Below are 18,190 nucleotides of genomic sequence, written 5' to 3'. Positions count from 1 at the left end.
TACACGACGCAACCTTCACAAGAAGGAATCATTTGCGCCATCGTCTTGCTTCTGCGCGCAGTTCCTGCTCGTTGAAAGTTTCACCGCAACAATCTGCCAGACGCCGCAGCACATCAATCTCTTGGCTTGTGATCTTGCCATCGACCGCTGCCATAACAGTACATGCACGATAAATCGGAGCAGCGTCACTAACTTGACTCAGCATGCTCCAGATTTTGGAATAATCCACTTCTACCGTGTTGCGTATTTCAGCTAACGTCTCAGCTGAGACACCTGACTCGCTACTGATCAAAGTCAGATAATGAAACAATGTATATTCAGCCTCATCCGGCTGTGCACCATTTGCGGCAATAATCATCCAAGCAGCCCATAATAATTCATCCAAGCAATGCTCCGAAGCATTCACCATGCGCTTTGCGGATTCAATCATCTTGGCCTCTTTACGCATGATTTCACGGGCTTTATTTGCCGTTACCTTCGTCATCCAATAATTCACACCCGTAGACAGCGGTATGCTCACCACCGGAATTGAAATTTTGATGATGTTGCGCCGCAATAAATACTTGCCGATAACCGGAAGGCTCTTGGCTGCGACAAGTCTGGGACCTGAAAAAATCGCTTTTACCACTGGTCGAACCACAGCCGGGACCCCTTTTAGAACAGCATTACCGGCATCCTCTCCAACCTGTATGGCAAAAGCTATTCTGATCAGTTTCCACAAATCTTCAGGATCTTCCAAATCCAGCGGAACGCCATATAAAACTGCAATATCATATGCCAAACGAAGCTGCAGCTGAGAAGCATAAACCAAATCCACACCGAATGCAGTAAGACCAGCCGGCACAGTAGCAGGGGAAGCACCACCAGCTGATCCTAAGGTCGCAATAACAACTGTGGAATACGCCGCTGCAGTCAAAGACCCCTCTATCCCCGCATATTTAGCCGCTAATTTTATTCGGGCTTGGACAATTGCATCAGGAGGAAGGTTGGGATATTTTCCCCTAAAATAGTCAGCATTCACCTTCTGGACATACTTATCAAGAGAGAAGGTCAGCAACTTCGCAAACCATTCTCCATTTTTGAATTCATCAATATTGATGCCCTTGACGAAATTCTTAATATCCGCAATTTGATTTTGAACCGCCTTACGTGTGTCCTTGTCACTTTTCGCTTCCTCAAACAGCGAATCATCGGAAGTCATAGAGCCAACCCTCTTCATTTGTATTTCTTTGTCTTCCCATCAAAGTGTAGCCTGTTCCACTTTCCATCCATTGAATCCGAGTTAGCCATGTTCTCCCTACTCTGATAAGACGCACTACGCTTAACGCCCATGGTATCTGCTCACTTACTTGTTCGATGGATGATATGCGAACAATGCGCATTTACCATAAGCCATGTTTTCTTCGCGAGCGCGAGGGACTTCCAGCAGATAGATTCTGCGTTCAAGTCAACGAATCAATCAAGGCCACTCGCGCATTTGTGCGCATTTGCACGTATTTGCACGCACAAATGCGCGCACTCAGATCTTGATCACATACTTCGTCATTCGTACGGCATGTTCAATCGCCAAGGAAACCAACGATGCTCCCATGAAACTCCTTGGCAGTAAAACGCACAACGAGATATTGAATCGGGGAATACGCAAGCTGCAATCGCGTCATTGTAATCCGAATCGCGTCGCAATCGCGTCATAATCGCGTCATCAAAATCCGAATCCCGTCATAATCCCGTCATGATCGGGTAGTGTCCGAAAAACATGGCTGTAATGAAAAGATTCCTCCAACACCATGAGCCAGCAGATGCCACACTGTTACGGCATGCTTCAAGTTACAATTAGCTCTTATGACTTCGACGGATAGAAGTGCAACGAAAACACTGGATGAACTTATGCAGCATCTGTGCGATAGCGGCATCGCGTGTTCTGGCGAATTGCAAAAAGAGAATTGAAAAACCGTCCTATCGACGTGCGGCATTCGTTTTCATGCTAGGTTAACAATTTAATTGCGGTGGAAGCCTTCGGGCGACACCTAGGAGGAGCCGATGCGTCGCCTTCTCCTTTTTAATATCTCCAACCCATCGGGGTTTTTCAGTCATCTATCTCAATCGCATGAATCGTGACTTCGTCGTCTTCCGAGGACTTAGCTTTTCTGAATTCCGGGCGGAGTTCCATACCGGTCTCATCGAACTCACCATTTAGATTGCGCACGAGCACATCGGCCAATCGACCACTCGAGTTCTTGGCCATGTTCTCCTCACTCTGATAAGACGCACTGTGTTTAATGCCCATGGTATCTGCTCCTTCATTCGTTCGATGGATGATATGCGGCATGTTCAAATCGCCAAAGAATGTACAGTCCTATCCAAGGCTACGTTTACGTCCTGAAATGCGGTGGGTCTCTTCTTCTCTGTAACAACGGTGGAGCATTCCTTGAGACACGCTCGAATCGGCCAAGCGAACCAACTATGCTATCGTAATTAATAACAGTAGCCTCCAAGCCTCTTAACAATGCTCAAATCCGGGGGCTCTTTTTTTATCAAGCCACGCAAGGATAAGTCATGACGAAGCAGCCAAAAACAATACAAGAGATGATGACGCTTCTAGTCGAAGAACGAGGCTTGGATATCACCGGATTCTCCGATTTCAGTACCGTCCTTCTTGATTGCAACTATTACAGATTGTCCGGCTACTTCCGAGCCTTTCAGATTGATCCTTCCCATGGCAATAATCGCTTTCGAAACGGAACACACATTAGAGATTTCATGATCCCCTATTTAATGGATGAACAGCTACGTCTACTCATCCTTCGTGGAACATCATCCTTAGAACAAACGCTTCGGGCTCATTTCGCTTACTACCTTGCTCAAAACGGAGGAGCCTACTCCTACACGGAACTCAGCTCATATAAGACAATCAAATATTCCGATGGCACCGAAGCCAGAGAAGTTCTAATTGAGAACATTCACAAATGGCTTGAACGTTCCAGCGAAGTATGCATTCGCCATTATCGGAATAACAACGAGCCTATTCCCATATGGGCGGCGGTCGAGGCGATGCCCTTTGACACTCTCTCAAAAATGATTTCATTGCATACCAACACAACAGCTGTTGACGAACTCAATCAGTCGCTTTCTCTAGGGAAAAATCGTCAACGTGCTGCGCAAATCATTCACAGCATGGTGTATCTACGCAACATTTGCTCGCACCATTGCCGTCTTTGGAACAGGGAGATTGTCCTTCCTCCCCCAGTCCTTGATGCCACAGCTGAGCGCTATGGCTCATATGCTTATGAAGACCGCTCCGTCTGGAAATCTCTTATTGTTCTCATGGATTTAATCGATGGAATAAAAAAGAATTCCACATATTCATCCATGCTTATAAAGCAAGCTGAGTCGAATGATGACTATTTCTGGGGATTATGCCATCCTAAACGGTGGCATTAGACACAGCCACCTGACCAATATTTGTCAGCTCCCCGAATCTCATTGTCATGAGAAAGCCCAGTATCGAAGGAAATGATAAATATGACACACCTCAGATAATGCGGAACATCGGATTGGAGGTTATGGAATTGACGAATATCACACGCTGCATTTCAGCCAGTCTGTCCTGCAGTTCAATGGTAATGTATCGTTTTTTCACCAAGTCGATCTCCCGACCAAAAGTCGATGCAAGATCATCACGCAAAGCCCACTCATCAATCATTGGATTGGCGGTGTCGTCAAACTGATAGATGAAATCGATATCCGAATCCGCATGTCCCTCCCCTCGAGCCATGGAACCGAACAGGTACAGTTCATTGACATGATGCCGCAGCGCGATAGGACGAGCAATCTCCGCTATCTGCTGAGGCGTGGTGTCCCGCGAAATCGCGTCAAGCGCATCCTGATAACGCCGGGTAAAAGCCTGTGTCGGATTCCCCCTCACCGCGCGCGAGACAGCACAGGAGCGGTCACGCCCATGGATTCCGCCACGCTTTTCTGTGAGAAACCTAATCGCTTGCGCTTTTCGTTAAGCTCATGTATTGTTCCCATACCGATATGTTAGCTTACAAGCTAATTACCGTCTAGAGCGTCAAACAGGGACGAACTTTATCCGTAATAATCCTCATCGCAAGCCATTGGCAAAGACCGAGGCTTCTCGCTCACTTTCGAACCCATCTGATGAACATGCACCTGATTAGCGCCCCCAGATATTCGTTAAAGGATACGACAAAACATACGCGGTGTATCAGCTGCGGAAACATCAGTTTTTTGTTTTTTCACGGAATTCCTCTGATTAGCCTCCATCAGTATGCATGCCCCGCAATGCTTCAGCCCCTCACAGCCCCACATGCGCCGCATGATCGCGGGCCGCACTCTCCTCATCCAAACTGATGGGCGGGAAACCGCTCGGACTATTGCGCTTCCTGGTAAATCGATCTTGCCGCGTCGTGTAATTATTCACTGATATCTACCGGATAAATCAAGCCGGCCCAGCCCGTCTTCACTACTTGATTTTCGCTACTTGTCTTATTTGTGGCAGCCGAACGCCGAAACCCGAAGTATGAGCGTTGGAATTCCAACGCTCATACTCGCCATAATCGCCAAACAGTGCCACAAACAAGCCAACAAGCATTTTGGGGAAGGCTTTTCGCGTAATGTTGCGCTCTATCATTGATAAAGGCATCCAGCAATCGCATACCGTAAGGAACCACATGCGCTATTTCACTTCGGACACGCATTTCGGCCACCCTCTGGTCACCGCACTGCGCGGATTCCTGAACAATGGCAGGCTCCGCGCCGAATACCGTGATGTCTGGCAGACGCAGGGGCGTGCCGCCGCGCACACATGGATCAAACAATATGTGCGCGACAATCAGACGTCATTCAAAGCAATCTGCGACATCACACGCCATGAGAACACCATCATCGGCAACATCAACGAGACCGTCGGGCGTGATGACGAGCTATGGATTCTCGGCGATCTCTCCTACCGTTGCACCGTCGAGCACACGCTCGACTGCCTGCGCCGCATCAACTGCCGCCATCTGCACCTGATCATCGGCAACCACGACCGCAACTTCCGTCTCCGATCCAATGACGCGCTATACGAGAACGTGTTCGAGACCATCGACGACTACCGTGAAATCGACATGGAACTTCCCGTCCTCGACGGAACCGGCAAGCCGACGGCCGCAACCACACGGCAGACCATAGGCATGAGCCACTTTCCCAGACTCTCGGCATTGGCCGAAGAACACGGCAACTGGCCGGAAAACTGGAACAAGTTCGCCGATGTGGCGCCTACCACCGAAGGTTGGCTGCTCTACGGCCACACGCATCAAGGCATTCCAGACGGCACCGATCCGCTCAGCGTGAACGTGGGGCTCGACGCATGGGATTTCAAGCCAGTCAGCGAACAACAGATCCTCGCCTGGTTCACATTCCGGCACGCCGACCAATCAAAGTAAATTCCCTCGAGCATGCGTCATCGTCCGGAGACAAAGCGGGTGAGGACTCCCGACTTGGCCAAGGCTCGGTAGAGGATCCACGAGCCGAACCCGGCGAATACGATCGCGCTCAGCAGCTCGCATGCCGTGCCGATAAGGCCGCGCGGGCTGAAGAACGAAAACGCCTGGTAGTAGAAGAACAACAGGTAGAAGTTGTATACGATGCCGATCGCCACGGATGACAGCAATGTGACGCCAAGCGTCCAACGGCGGTAGCGGAACACCGCGAACACCGTTTCGGCGGCGAGCGCCTGCACGAGCGCGATCACTACCAGACTCACACTGTATTTCGTGCCGAGCACCACTTCCACGAACGAGGCGACTAACAGCACGTAGGCCGACGCGCCCGGTTTGCGTACGATCAACAAGCCCAGTGTGGCGGGGAAATAGAACAATGCGTGCAGCAGTGCCGCGGAGCCTGGAAGTATCAGAGTCAGTAAAGGAAACAAGCCATAGGACATGCCATCGAACACCCAGAACATCAGCCGGACATTACGCCGACGGCCGCTCCGACGGCGATGTCGACGACACGCCATTTCAGGGATCTGCGTGTTTCCTCCGTTGTTTGCGGAGCATGCTTCAGCATCGGGATGCGTGGTTTTTGGGTAATCGTTTCAGAGGATGGCTCTGCCATGATGAATCCTTGCCTTGGTTGACGCCGCGCACCGTGAATTGGAGATCGCGGCGGTCGCCGTGGGCCGTTCCTCGACCTGCGCGGCCCGGGCAGGAACGACGGATGTCATTACGAGCGATTCATGCCATGTAAAGCAGGGACTTCACATTCCGAAAGGAACGCGAAGGAATCGTCTCATCATCCACAATATGACGGTCTTATCCGTTATCGCATTTATTCTTAGACAGGGATTGAGTGGTGGACTTAAGAAAAAGGCAACACGCATTAAGAGGTTGGCATGAAGACGATGGGACAACGGTTGGGAGTCGTTCTGTGCATTGCATTGGCTCTATTGTCGGCGTTCTATGCGTTCGTCGTGCGGAGAGTTCATTCCGGCACCAGCTTTTGGATGATCTGGCTGGTCATCGCAATCATTCTCATCCTACTCGCGATCTGCAGCGACCGACTGGTGATCAAATGTTCCCCGTCTCGTACAGAATGTCATTATTGCTCTGATCTTTATCGGCATTGTGGCGTTCGGCACTGTGGAGGGGTGCATCATCAGCAGAATGGACGAGCACGCCGATCCTAATCTCGACTATGTGGTGGTGCTTGGAGCGCAGGTGCGCAAATCAAGTCCGAGCAAAGTGCTGCGGTATCGTCTTGACACCGCAATCGACCATCTGAACGAAAATCCGGGCACCACTTACATCGTCTCCGGTGGCAAAGGGCCGAATGAACCGGTCGCGGAAGCGCAGGGCATGACCAACTACCTTGAATCGTACGGCATCAAGAAAAACCGCATCATCAAAGAGATGAAGTCGAAGACCACGCAGGAAAAACATCTCGAATAGTCGTGCTCTGATTACAAAGCCCAATGCCACAATCGGCATCGTGACCAATTCCACATGTTCCGCGCATTGCAGATCGCGCATAAAAACGGACTAATCGGAGCTGAGGGCATTGCCGCCAACTCACCTCGCGAAATGCTGCCAAACAATATGCTCCGCGAATTTTTCGCGGAAATTAAGTTCCTGTTTTCGCGACCGAACACTCCTCTACCAATGCCCGCAGCAGGTGTTCGTCACGTTTGCGGATAATCTCCCGTCCCGTCTCGCCTTTCACAGTGATGGGCAAAAATGTTCAGCAGCGCCCCTCGTACAGGAAGAAGGAAAGCGAACCGTCTTCCAAACCGCCCTGAGTAAAGGAATCCCTACGTATGGTACATTCCGCTTTACGCGTCAAACCACGGTAATCATAAAAACCGTAATCACAGGTAGTGTCAGTGAAGAGGAAATACTCGTTCATTCCAGCATCACGAAACACGTCAAGCATGTGGTTGAACAGCTTACGACCGACGCCCATGCCCCGCGCTTCCGGGGAAACCACGAACAGCGTTACCTCAGCCTGATAGCTTTTGCCGGCATCTCGCTTCAACACTTCATCGGCCTGCAAAATCGCAATCTGATCGGCAAGTCCTCGACGGCCATCCTTGCTTGCCAACAAGGGCAACGCCAAGCAATTTCGCACAATAGCATGACGTATCCTCTGCGCTGTGGTAACACGGGATCTCAACGAGCCCAATACCACGCCAAGCACCCGACCATCACGTTCAGCGACCGTAGCCTCGGTGGTGCGGGAAAGAAAATCATGCATGTCGATTGCCGCAAGTCGGTGCATATTGCGCAGACGAATCGCCTTGCGCAGCTTATACTTACGCAACCCGCGCTCATCGTTCGGAACGTTCCCATTATCATCCGACTCATCATCCACATACCAAGCCTGACGGACAAGCTCTTCAAGCGCGGGAAAATCCGTGCGACGCATCGGTCGGAGCATAATCATTTCTGAAGTCATGCTCCCCCATCCTAGCCGCAGCCATACCAAAACTCCGCTCACGGATGACATAATGCGCATGGTATTGAAATAACAGGAATGCGTAGGATTTGTTGGCATTGGCATGTGAAGCTTGGGGGTCTGGGGGTCACAAGTTTAGGATGAGACAGGATTGCGTGTGACGCGCAATGAATGAGAGGTTCATATGGCAACGTTGGTTAGACGAATTGCGGGCGCGCTATGCATAGTGCTCGCCGCGGTATGTGTTTGTTACTCTTTCGCAGTGAGTAACACGCATTCCGGCACAGTATTCTGGATTGTCTGGCTAGCATTCGCGGCGCTGTTCGCCGTGCTTGGATTCGGAGTGCTCTTCCAATGGTGGGCGATGCTGCCAAGACTGGTCAGAGGTGTGGCGATCGCAGTCGCATGCGTCGGTCTGGTCGCATTCGGCACGGTGGAAGGTTGCATTGTCAGCAAAATGCATACGCAAGGTGAACCAAATCTCGATTATGTGGTGGTGCTTGGAGCTCAGGTGCGCAAGTCCGGGCCAAGCCTTGTGCTTCGTTACCGTCTTGACAAGGCTATTGAGTATTTGGACGCGAACCCGAATACCACATGCATAGTCTCCGGTGGAAAGGGACCGAACGAGCCGTTCCCCGAAGCCCAAGGCATGGCTGATTATCTTAAAGAACATGGCATTGACGAGCAGCGCATTCTTGAAGAGCCGGATTCGAAGACCACTGAGGAAAACATTGTCAACAGCAAGAAGCTGATCAGTGACGATAATGCTTCCGTAGGGGTAATCACCAACAATTTCCACATGTTCCGCGCGTTGCAGATTGCCGACAAATATGGTTTGGACAACGCCCAAGGCATTGCGGCCGGTTCCCCTCAGGATATGCTTGTCAACAACATGGTTCGCGAGTTTTTTGCTGAGATTAAATTCCTGCTGTAACTCATGTTTCGGCAGTCTCTGTCTTGCCCTGTTTAAGGATGCCGAAACCGAATAAATAAATTGAGGGGTGGAATCCCATATGGATTTCACCCCTCAACGCTTTAGAAAGATGACTCTCGCGAGTCAGGCATTAAGCGAAGCTCACTCTTCGGAAGCAAGTTCGTCAGCCACAGCGGCGGCTGCGGAAGCAGCTTCAACGCTCTCGGCTTCTTCATCTTCAGCGGCTTCGCCAAGGAAGGCGCTCAGGTCCAGGGTTTCACCCTCGGACTTGAAGGTCACGGCACGCATGCCGGCGAGCAGGCCCTTGGAACGGCCGACTTCCTGCACTGCGGAGCCGAGCTGGCCGTTGCGCATGATGGCCTGGATGAAGGCGTTCGGATCCATGCCGTACTGCTGGGCGATGGAAGCGAGGAAGTTGAACACGTCGGCCTGGGAGACCTTGACATCCAGCTTCTCGGAGAGCACGTCGAGCACCATCTGGTCGCGCAGTTCCTTTTCGACAGTTTCTTCGGCTTCTGCCTTCTGCTCCTTGGTGGCGTTGGCCGGATCAGCGGTCACACCCTTGAGCTGCTGCTCAACCATTTCAGCCTTGACGCCCTTCGGCACCGGAATCTCCAGGCCTTCTTCGAGCTTTGCGATGAAAGCGTCGCGGGCTGCGGTAGCCTGACGGCCTTCGGCATCCTGGGAAGCGGCCTTCTTGAGATCTTCCTTCAGCTCGTCGAGGGTATCGAACTCAGATGCTTCGGAAGCGAAGTCATCGTCGAGCTCCGGCAGCTCTTCAGCCTTAACGGAGTTGACCTTGACCTTGATCTGAGCCTTCTCGCCCTCGTGGTCGCCAGCTTCCAGCGTGCCTTCGAAGGTGGTCTCTTCGCCGGCAGACAGGCCTTCGAGAGCCTCATCCAGACCGTCGAGCATGGTTTCGGAGCCGAGCTCGTAGCTCACGCCTTCCTGGGAGTCGACCACTTCACCGTTGATTTCGGCGGTCAGGTCGATGTTGGCGTAGTCGCCCTTGGCGGCCGGACGGTCCACACCCACGAGGGTGCCGAAACGCTGGCGCAGGGCTTCCAGACGGTTGTTGATGTCTTCGTCGGTGATTTCAGCCTTGGCGACCTCAATCTCCATGCCGTCGATTGCCGGCAGCTCGATGTCCGGGCGGCGCTCAACGGTGGCCACAAACTTCAGCTTGGTCTCGTCCTTAGCGGATTCCGGCACTTCCTGAACGTCGATTTCCGGCTGGGCCATCGGGTGGATGCCCTTTTCTTCGAGAGCCTTGGAGTACAGCTCCGGCACACCGTTGTTCACGGCTTCGCCAGCAACGGCACCGAAACCGATGCGCTGGTCGATAATCTTGCCGGGCACGTGGCCCTTACGGAAGCCAGGCACGTTCACCTGCTTGGCGATTTCCTTGCGAGCATTGTCGAGATACGGGTTGAACTCTTCCGGATCAACGGTGATGGTGAGCTTCACCTTGGTCGGCTCAAGATTCCTGACGCTGATTTTCACGCTTGCGCTCCTGAAAAATACGGTTCTTCACATTTCTGCCGTTAGGCAACCTCTACATGATAGCGCGACTCACGGACTCTGCAACCAGCGCGACCTGCCACGCCCTCGCGCCCTGGTCGGTGAGGAATTGCGCAACGTCACGTTTTTGCGGTTCGTCGGTCCAACACAGGTTGCGCAGATACTGCGGTTTGATGATGACGTCCGCAGGGGTACGCGTGTCTTCCGCTATCTGCGCCACCATCTTGCGTGCCTTGTCAAGCGTTGCGAGACGTTCCGGATAACGTTCCCTCCAGACTCGCGTCGCCCGTGGAGCGGACGTGGTCTGTGCTTCCTGATTTTGAGGATTGTTGTCTATGACCGGCCATTCGCTTTCCGGCAGATCAAGCGCCTGTTGGATTATTCTCTTCCACATGCTTGGCTTGATTTTACGTTGGATCGGCGCGTAACGTTCGAACATTTTCTCCTGTTCGGCACCGGCCTGGATGCGCACACGCTCGTTGATGGAACGAACCGCTCTGAATTGCGCCGCATTGTGCGGTTTGCGCTCCGCCACTTCAATGATGGTGCTGTCGGCAAGCAGCAATGTGGGTGCGATATCGTATTCGCGAGCCAGTTCGTCTCGTTTGAGCCACAGGGCTTTTGCCACGGCCAGAGCCTGGCGGTCCTTCATGATCTCGGTGATATGCGAGATGCGCAACCATGGGATGGGATGCTCTTTGCGCGGCGCGGTTCCTTCGCGCAGCGCGTAATCGAATTCTTCCTCGGCCCATTCGATCTTGCCTTGCTTTTGCAACTCGGCGCGCATGGTCGATTCGAGTTCGATCAGCAGTTCAACGTCCAGCGCCGCATAATTACGCCAGTCACGCGGCAATGGACGATATGACCAATCAGCTGCGGAATGCTCTTTCGCAAGCGTCAATCCCAGATAATGTTCGGTGACAGCGGCCAATCCGAAACGTTTGAGACCCAGCAGCCGCGCGGCGATTTCCGTATCAAACAAACGTTTCGGCTGCAATCCCAAATCAGCGAATCCCGGCAAATCCTGCAACGAATCATGCAGAATCCATACCGCGTCGCCTACGGCAGCATTGAAATCGTTCCAATTAACACCTTCGGCAGCCAATGCCTGTGGGTCAAGCAAACCTATGCCGGCACCGTCCCTTTTGAACTGCACCAACCAATCGTCATGACCGTATCGGAAACCGGATGCTCGCTCCGCATCCGCAGCCAAAGACCCATGCGAAGACGCCAATGCGCTGCAGTACTCGCGGAATGCCGGTAGGGTGTCGATCACATCGGGCACGCCCTCACGCGGCTCGGCCTGCAACCTTGGCTCGTCAGTCAACGGGATAATCCTCCTCGGATTGCGTCATGGACCGGAGGAACCTAGCCCACGCGCCCACTTGGGCGCCCGCGTCAAGGCCTCCATCGGCATAGTCTAGTGGCGTCCAAGACACACGAATCTCACACCCGGTTTCGGGAGCGTCGGACTGAGTGCCAAACGTCGTGCTTTTCGTGACTGTGACGGTTCCCGAAACATGTTCGACATCGTACGAGCCGACACGGTCCATCATCGCATCCCAATACATGGACGGTGTCAGACAATCGCCTTCGCCTCCAGACAACGGCAACGCGGCGAAAGCGACGCAACGCCAATGAGAATGCCAGTCATTTCGGTATTTGTGCGAATACAACACCATGATCCAGCCTGTGGAACGCGCCTCGTCGCATTGCATCTCAACTCCAATGCCGAAACTCGCCATGGCGCACGGCACTGGAATCTCACGATACGACACGCTTGGTAATCGAGGCATGCGTTCTACGGAAAGCACGGCGTCCCATACCTTGTCTGGCACGCCGGAGGGTCGGGTCAACATTTGTTCAGGAGGGGCTGCGCAGGCGCACGATCCCCTATCTGTGGTGCGCGCTTCGTCGAGTGCACCCTGAGGAAAAGCATAGATGTCCGCCATGATTCAAGACTACGGCCGTGACACCGTTTTCATGGTATTTCACAGCATTTCGCCACGCGTCGAATGTGAAGATTTTTCCGCGTGGCGAATGCTGGTTTCATAAACTGCGCAAGAATCCCCTGTTCTTCGATCGCTGAGGTGCTTTCATATGGTTGATTTGCCTAAGCATCGCCGTCACGGGATGTGCGTGGTCTCCTGTTTAGTAGACGGTAAAGCCGTGCGATTGGAATTGTTCCACCACACGCTGTTTCATTGCCTCGGACGGCCCTTTCTGGTCTTCCAACGGGTAGGGAATGTTGAGCATGTGCCATTTTGGACGGCCAAGCTGGTGGAATCCAAGCACATCGATATGTTCCACTGCGTCGCCGAACGACTCGCAGATCTTCGCCACATTCTCAACGTTTTCCTCGGATGAGGTGAGTCCGGGCACAAGCACGAAACGCACCCAGATCTTCTTGCCGGCCTTGGCCAGACGCTGTCCGAAATCGATGGTCGGTTGCAGAATGCCGCCAGTCACCTTCTTGTAGGTTTCCTCATCGCCGGATTTAACGTCGAGCAGGCACAAGTCGATGTCGTCCAGCATGTCGTCGGTGTAACTTGCGCCAAGGAATCCGGAAGTATCGAGGCAGGTGTGCACGCCCATCTCCTTGGCCGCACGGAACACGCGGGAAACAAACGCCGGTTGCATCATGGATTCGCCGCCCGAAAAGGTGATACCGCCATGCGTCGCCTTGAAAAGATCCATATAGCGTTCGATCTTTTTGACCATGGCCTCGTAATAGACGGGCTTGCCGTCACGCATTTTCCACGTATCCGGATTCTGGCAATACTGGCAACGCAATGGGCAGCCACTCATGAAGACGGTCATGCGTGTTCCCGGACCGTCGACGGACGTGTTGATGTCCCAGGAATGCACGAAGCCGATATCACCGCTTTTCAGCGCGTTGATGCGGTCACGCCGGTCCAGTCCGATCGGCGATTCGAAGCCTGACAACCCTCCCATAAGCGTTTGGTTGACGTAGTTTTGCGATTCTCTGAGCATATGCCTTGTTGTGGAGCGAAAATGTACGTTCTCAGACATCGGTGTCCTTTCGTTGTATCTCTCCAATGGTTTCCCCACATTGTACAGGGAAAACCAAGGGGCGAAGCTTTCACGCTCCGCCCCTTGCACTCTACCGCTTCACACGGTGCCGTTCAGTCTCAGTCGACGACGGCGCCCTGGTGGAACGTACGGGAGATCACGTCGAGCTGCTGCTCCTTGGTGAGCTTGACGAAGTTCACCGCGTAGCCGGAGACGCGCACGGTCAGGTGCGGGTACTTTTCCGGATGCTCGACGGCATCCTCGAGCTGTTCCTTGCGCAGCACGTTGATGTTGGCGTGGTACAGACCGTGGCCGTTGCCGGCGTCCAGAATGCCCACGAGGTTGCCGATGCGCTCATCCTCGTCGCGGCCCAAGCCATCAGGGGTGATGGTGTTGGTCAGCGAGATGCCGTCAAGAGCGTCGTTGTAGTCGATCTTGCCGACGGAGAACATGGAAGGCAGCATGCCATGGGAGTCCATGCCGTTCTCCGGGTTTGCGCCCGGAGCATACGGGGTGCCCTTCTTGTGGCCGGACGGGAAGGCGCCGGTGGCCTTGCCGTATTCCACGTTGGAGGTGATGGTCAGGATGGACTGGGTCGGGACCGCTCCGCGGTACACCGGCAGGCGCTTGACCTGGCCCATGACGGTAGAGACAACCCACTTGGCGATCTCGTCGGCGCGATCATCATCGTTGCCGTACAGCGGGAACTCACCCTCGGTACGGTAGCCGACGATCAGATCGTCATCAGCGCCTTCGACGTACTCGTCCTCATGGCCCGGAGTGGTCTTGGCGTCCTTGTTGTAGATCGGGTAGACCTTGGCGTACTTGCATGCGGACAGGGAGTCGGCTGCGATGGACAGGCCGGACATACCGCAACCGAGGGTACGGTACACTTCCTTGTCATGCAGAGCCATCTCGATGGACTCGTATGCATACTTATCGTGCATGTAATGGATGATGTTCAGAGCCATCACGTAGGTCTCGGACAGCCATTCGAGAGCCTTCTCGTAGTTGGCCTTGACCTTCTCGTAATCCAAGGAGCCGTCGGCTTCCGGCTGAATCGGCTCGATAACGCCCTTGTCGATGACCTGCATGCCGGTCATTTCGTCACGGCCGCCGTTGATGGCGTACAGCAGAGCCTTGGCGGAGTTCACACGAGCTGCGAAGAACTGCATCTGCTTGCCCACGCGCATCGGGGAAACGCAGCATGCGATTGCAGCGTCATCGCCCCAGTGGGAGCGGATTTCCTTGTCGGACTCGTACTGGATTGCCGAGGTGTCGATGGAGATCTTGGCGCAGAAGCGCTTGTAGGCTTCCGGCAGCTTCGGATCCCAGAAGATGGTGATGTTCGGCTCCGGACCAGGTCCAAGGTGCTCGAGAGTCAGGGTGTTGAGCAGACGGAACGAAGTCTTGGTGACCATGGTGCGGCCGTCGTCGCCGAAGCCTGCGTCGGACCAAGTCGCCCAGTACGGATCGCCGGAGAAGATCGCGTCGTAATCCTGGGTACGCAGGAAGCGCACGATGCGCAGCTTCATGACCAGGTTGTCGATGATTTCCTGAGCGTCGGTCTCGGTGATCTTGCCGGACTTCAGGTCGCGCTCGAAGTACACGTCGAAGAAGGTGGAGACGCGGCCGAACGACATTGCAGCGCCGTCCTGGCTCTTGACGGAAGCGAGGTAGCCCATGTAGGTCCACTGCACTGCTTCCTGAGCGGTCTGCGCTGGGCGGGACAGGTCAAGACCATACTCGTTACCGAGGTTGATCAGCTGCTTCAGGGCCTTGATCTGTTCGTCATGCTCTTCGCGGAAGCGGATCCAGTGCTCGATCTCCGGCTCGGTGAAGTCGTTGCGGTACGGCACGGAATCCTTGTCGCGCTGCTTGAACTTGATCAGGGCGTTCACACCGTACAGTGCCACACGACGGTAATCGCCGATGATGCGGCCGCGGCCGTAGGCATCCGGCAGGCCGGTGAGAATCTTGTTGTGGCGGGCGACCTTAATCTGCTTGGTGTACACGCCGAAAACACCGTCATTGTGGGTCTTGCGGTACTTGGTGAAGATCTTCTTGATTTCCGGATCCGGCTCCTTGCCGGCTTCCTTGATGGCCTGCTCGACCATACGCCAACCGCCGTTCGGCATCATGGCGCGCTTGCAAGGAACGTCGGTCTGCAGACCGACAACCACATTGTCGACTTCCGGAGAGTCGATGTAGCCGGCGCCGAATGCGTCGATGCCAGCAGGGGTGTGGGTGTCGACGTCGTAGACGCGCTGCTTGCGCTCTACTGCCAGATAGTTGTCATCGAGGTACTGCCACAGGTGCTTGGTCTTCTCGGTGGCGTCAGCCAGGAAAGACTCATCGCCCTCATAAGGCGTATAGTTCTTCTGAATAAAGTCACGGACATCAATGTCCTTCTGCCAGTTGCCCTCAGCGAAGCCTTCCCAAGCCTTAGCCTGAAGCTCTTCCGGGGAGACTGCCGTCGCATCAACTGCTGCCATTTCCACTCCTTCTGGGTGTTGGTTTGGCGACGCATCGTTACGTCGTCGCTAGTTATCGATTCTAGCTGCATAAACCTGTATAGAACCTGAGTTTACGAGGAAATAAAAGTGACATATGTCACACTTGCGAAGTATAAAAAATCGCGGTGCCGTAATCCGGACACCGCGATTTCATATATCGAATCAACTACTTTTCATCGGAAGACCAGCGTTTCCATTCGCGATCCTGTTCTTCCCATTTGATGTTGCGTTCCTGTACGATCTTCCATGCATCGAGCGCGTCTTCCCTGGTTTTGTATGGTCCCATACGATGGCTCGCCGGTGAGATCATACCCAGTTCAGGCTGTTCGGTGACCGTATTGAAATACCATTGCTTTTCCATATCACTCCTTACGAAGCGTGTAACGAAACAATAGTTCGTCGCTGTTTTATTCGCGGAACGCGTTGGTGATCGGCAAGCGGCGATCACGACCGAACGCCAATGCCGTCACTTTCGGACCAAGCGGGTACTGACGTCGCTTCCACTCGGCGCGATCCACCAATCGCATAACCGTGTCGACGGTGTTCTCATCGAAGCCGTCGGCCAGAAGATCCTCGCGACCATGCGCATGTTCAATGTACATTGCCAACACCTGATCGAGCAGCTCATATTCCGGCAGCGAATCGGAGTCTTTCTGCCCCGGGCGAAGTTCGGCGGATGGAGCCTTTTCAATCGAATTGACGGGAATCATCACGCCGTCCGGCAACGGCGTTCCCGCAGACCCCTGCTCGTTGCCCACGATATGCAATCCGCCAATGCCCATGCCTTCGGCGGCAGCCTTGTTGCGCCAGCGGGAGATCTCCCACACACGGGTCTTGAGCAGATCCTTGATCGGAGCGTATCCGCCGACCGCATCGCCGTAAATCGTGGAATAACCGCAGGCGAGCTCCGACTTGTTGCCCGTGGCGACAGCCAGAAGCCCCTTGGAATTCGAATATGCCATGACAATCACGCCGCGAATACGCGCCTGCAGGTTCTCAGCGGCCACACCTTCAAGATCGAGCTGCTTCTGGAAGGAGACGAACAGCGGTTCGATGGGCTGAATGTCGTAGTGCGCTCCAATATTCTTCGCCAGATCGGCGGCATCATCCTTCGAACCGTCAGACGAGTACATGCTCGGCATGGAAATGCCATACACGTTAGCTCCTCCCACGGCGTCCGCGGCCATGGCCGCCACCAATGCGGAGTCGATGCCGCCGGAAAGGCCAAGGCACACGCCCTTGAAATGGTTCTTGGCCATATAATCCTTCAAGCCAAGCACGCAGGCGGTGTACACCTCTTCGTCCGGATCGGGCTTGGCTGCGATAGATCCAGCTTTCTGGCGTTCGGCAGTGGTGTCGAGGTCGAAGAAGCTCAGATCCTCCATGAACATCGGCGAACGTTCCAGCAGCGTGCCATCGGCATCGACCACGAAGCTGCCACCGTCAAACACCAGATCGTCTTGGCCTCCCACCTGGTTGAGATAGATCATCGGCGCGTTCACTTCGGCCGCACGGCGTACCGCAAGGTCGATGCGGGTGTCGGTTTTGCCTTCCTCATATGGCGAACCGTTCATGGTGAGCAGCAGATCGATGTTCTGCTTGGCGAGTTCCTCCACTGGACCGCCATCCTGCCAGATGTCTTCGCAAATGGCCACGCCGATGCGTGCACCGTTCACGTCGAGCACCATGGATTTGTTGCCGGGGCTGAAAATGCGGAATTCGTCGAACACACCGTAGTTGGGCAGAAAGTGCTTGTCGTAGCCGGCCCAAACCACGCCGCCATGCAATACGACGAGTCGGTTGCGCGGCTTGGATGTCTCGCGATCAGTGCCGACCGTGCCGACCACCACAAACAGGTCGCCAAGCCCATCGGCAGCCAGTTCGGCGGCAAGCCAGTTGGCTTTGTTCCACGCGGATTTACGGAAAGTGGCCCGCAATGCGAGGTCTTCAATCGGATATCCGGTAAGCGTCATTTCAGGAAAGACCACGACTTGTGCGCTGTTGCTGGAAGCGAGATGCGCATAGCGCATGACTTTGTCTGCGTTGGAGTCGAGATCTCCCACGCAAGTGTCGATTTGGGCGAGGGCGAAACGAATGTCTGTCATAGTTAACTAGTGTATTGCGATTTGCGTATCAGATATGCAAACGGCACGCATATGGCGAGAAAAACCACATGCGTGCCGAATGATCATCGTGCATATCGCATATATCTTCAGCTATCTTCGAT

Annotated in this window: 17 protein-coding genes; 4 read left to right on the top strand and 13 right to left on the bottom strand. The window is 54.0% G+C overall.

Annotated elements, in window-relative coordinates; genetic code table 11:
* Positions 1 to 28: 28 nt before the first annotated feature.
* Together NBH13_RS00170 and NBH13_RS00165 are read right to left on the bottom strand one after the other, a co-directional pair.
* A complete protein-coding gene (locus tag NBH13_RS00170; protein ID WP_250778463.1) occupies positions 29 to 1,201 on the bottom strand; it encodes an EcsC family protein in 1,173 nt (390 codons plus the stop codon).
* Between the two features lie 885 nt (positions 1,202 to 2,086).
* Entirely contained in the window at positions 2,087 to 2,287 is a 201-nt protein-coding gene (locus NBH13_RS00165; RefSeq protein WP_080788621.1) for a hypothetical protein, read from the bottom strand.
* 269 nt (positions 2,288 to 2,556) lie between these two features.
* On the opposite strand from NBH13_RS00165, the gene NBH13_RS00160 reads away from it, so the two are divergent.
* Positions 2,557 to 3,441, top strand: coding sequence for an Abi family protein (locus NBH13_RS00160; protein ID WP_250778461.1), 885 nt, complete (start codon positions 2,557 to 2,559; stop codon positions 3,439 to 3,441).
* Between the two features lie 91 nt (positions 3,442 to 3,532).
* Here the strand turns inward: NBH13_RS00160 and NBH13_RS00155 are convergent, their stop codons facing one another.
* A complete protein-coding gene (locus tag NBH13_RS00155; protein WP_250778459.1) occupies positions 3,533 to 3,925 on the bottom strand; it encodes a nucleotidyltransferase family protein in 393 nt (130 codons plus the stop codon).
* 769 nt (positions 3,926 to 4,694) lie between these two features.
* On the opposite strand from NBH13_RS00155, the gene NBH13_RS00150 reads away from it, so the two are divergent.
* A complete protein-coding gene (locus tag NBH13_RS00150) occupies positions 4,695 to 5,450 on the top strand; it encodes a metallophosphoesterase (protein WP_250778458.1) in 756 nt (251 codons plus the stop codon).
* A gap of 17 nt (positions 5,451 to 5,467) precedes the next feature.
* On the opposite strand, the gene NBH13_RS00145 is transcribed toward NBH13_RS00150, so the two are convergent.
* Together NBH13_RS00145 and NBH13_RS00140 are read right to left on the bottom strand one after the other, a co-directional pair.
* Complete coding sequence (locus NBH13_RS00145) at positions 5,468 to 5,971, bottom strand: ECF transporter S component (protein ID WP_250778456.1); 504 nt, start codon at positions 5,969 to 5,971, stop codon at positions 5,468 to 5,470.
* The gene (locus NBH13_RS00140) at positions 5,971 to 6,123 is read right to left on the bottom strand and encodes a hypothetical protein (protein ID WP_250778454.1); all 153 of its coding nucleotides are present in this window, start codon (positions 6,121 to 6,123) and stop codon (positions 5,971 to 5,973) included. Before NBH13_RS00140 ends, NBH13_RS00145 begins: the two co-directional genes overlap by 1 nt.
* Before the next feature lie 509 nt (positions 6,124 to 6,632).
* Between NBH13_RS00140 and NBH13_RS00135 the strand changes: the two genes are divergently transcribed.
* Complete coding sequence (locus NBH13_RS00135) at positions 6,633 to 6,956, top strand: YdcF family protein (protein WP_250778452.1); 324 nt, start codon at positions 6,633 to 6,635, stop codon at positions 6,954 to 6,956.
* A gap of 289 nt (positions 6,957 to 7,245) precedes the next feature.
* On the opposite strand, the gene NBH13_RS00130 is transcribed toward NBH13_RS00135, so the two are convergent.
* Positions 7,246 to 7,959, bottom strand: coding sequence for a GNAT family N-acetyltransferase (locus NBH13_RS00130; protein ID WP_250778444.1), 714 nt, complete (start codon positions 7,957 to 7,959; stop codon positions 7,246 to 7,248).
* Positions 7,960 to 8,221: 262 nt separating this feature from the next.
* Here NBH13_RS00130 and NBH13_RS00125 point away from each other — a divergent pair, with 262 nt between their 5' ends.
* Complete coding sequence (locus tag NBH13_RS00125) at positions 8,222 to 8,893, top strand: ElyC/SanA/YdcF family protein (RefSeq protein WP_502801752.1); 672 nt, start codon at positions 8,222 to 8,224, stop codon at positions 8,891 to 8,893.
* 141 nt (positions 8,894 to 9,034) lie between these two features.
* Here the strand turns inward: NBH13_RS00125 and tig are convergent, their stop codons facing one another.
* The 7 genes from tig to NBH13_RS00090 all read right to left on the bottom strand — a co-directional run bounded on the left by tig (position 9,035) and on the right by NBH13_RS00090 (position 18,068).
* Positions 9,035 to 10,396 carry a trigger factor gene (tig, locus tag NBH13_RS00120; RefSeq protein ID WP_144171439.1) on the bottom strand — a complete coding sequence of 454 codons (1,362 nt, stop codon included), beginning with the start codon at positions 10,394 to 10,396 and terminating at the stop codon, positions 9,035 to 9,037.
* 52 nt (positions 10,397 to 10,448) lie between these two features.
* Positions 10,449 to 11,741 carry an HRDC domain-containing protein gene (locus NBH13_RS00115; RefSeq protein WP_186291087.1) on the bottom strand — a complete coding sequence of 431 codons (1,293 nt, stop codon included), beginning with the start codon at positions 11,739 to 11,741 and terminating at the stop codon, positions 10,449 to 10,451.
* Positions 11,734 to 12,366 carry a DUF3000 family protein gene (locus NBH13_RS00110; RefSeq protein ID WP_250778440.1) on the bottom strand — a complete coding sequence of 211 codons (633 nt, stop codon included), beginning with the start codon at positions 12,364 to 12,366 and terminating at the stop codon, positions 11,734 to 11,736. The genes NBH13_RS00115 and NBH13_RS00110 overlap by 8 nt, the downstream gene beginning before the upstream one ends.
* A 199-nt stretch (positions 12,367 to 12,565) precedes the next feature.
* A complete protein-coding gene (pflA, locus tag NBH13_RS00105) occupies positions 12,566 to 13,447 on the bottom strand; it encodes a pyruvate formate-lyase-activating protein (RefSeq protein ID WP_250778438.1) in 882 nt (293 codons plus the stop codon).
* Between the two features lie 119 nt (positions 13,448 to 13,566).
* A complete protein-coding gene (pflB, locus tag NBH13_RS00100) occupies positions 13,567 to 15,942 on the bottom strand; it encodes a formate C-acetyltransferase (protein WP_065441090.1) in 2,376 nt (791 codons plus the stop codon).
* A 187-nt stretch (positions 15,943 to 16,129) separates the two neighbouring features.
* A complete protein-coding gene (locus NBH13_RS00095) occupies positions 16,130 to 16,324 on the bottom strand; it encodes a hypothetical protein (protein ID WP_003834504.1) in 195 nt (64 codons plus the stop codon).
* Between the two features lie 46 nt (positions 16,325 to 16,370).
* On the bottom strand, positions 16,371 to 18,068 hold the full coding sequence (locus NBH13_RS00090; RefSeq protein WP_195523982.1) for an NAD+ synthase: 1,698 nt from the start codon (positions 18,066 to 18,068) through the stop codon (positions 16,371 to 16,373).
* Positions 18,069 to 18,190: the final 122 nt, after the last annotated feature.

This window comes from Bifidobacterium intestinale (assembly GCF_023656765.1).
In the GTDB taxonomy this organism is placed as follows: domain Bacteria; phylum Actinomycetota; class Actinomycetes; order Actinomycetales; family Bifidobacteriaceae; genus Bifidobacterium; species Bifidobacterium hominis.
This window is presented reverse-complemented; position numbering and strand designations above follow the sequence as displayed.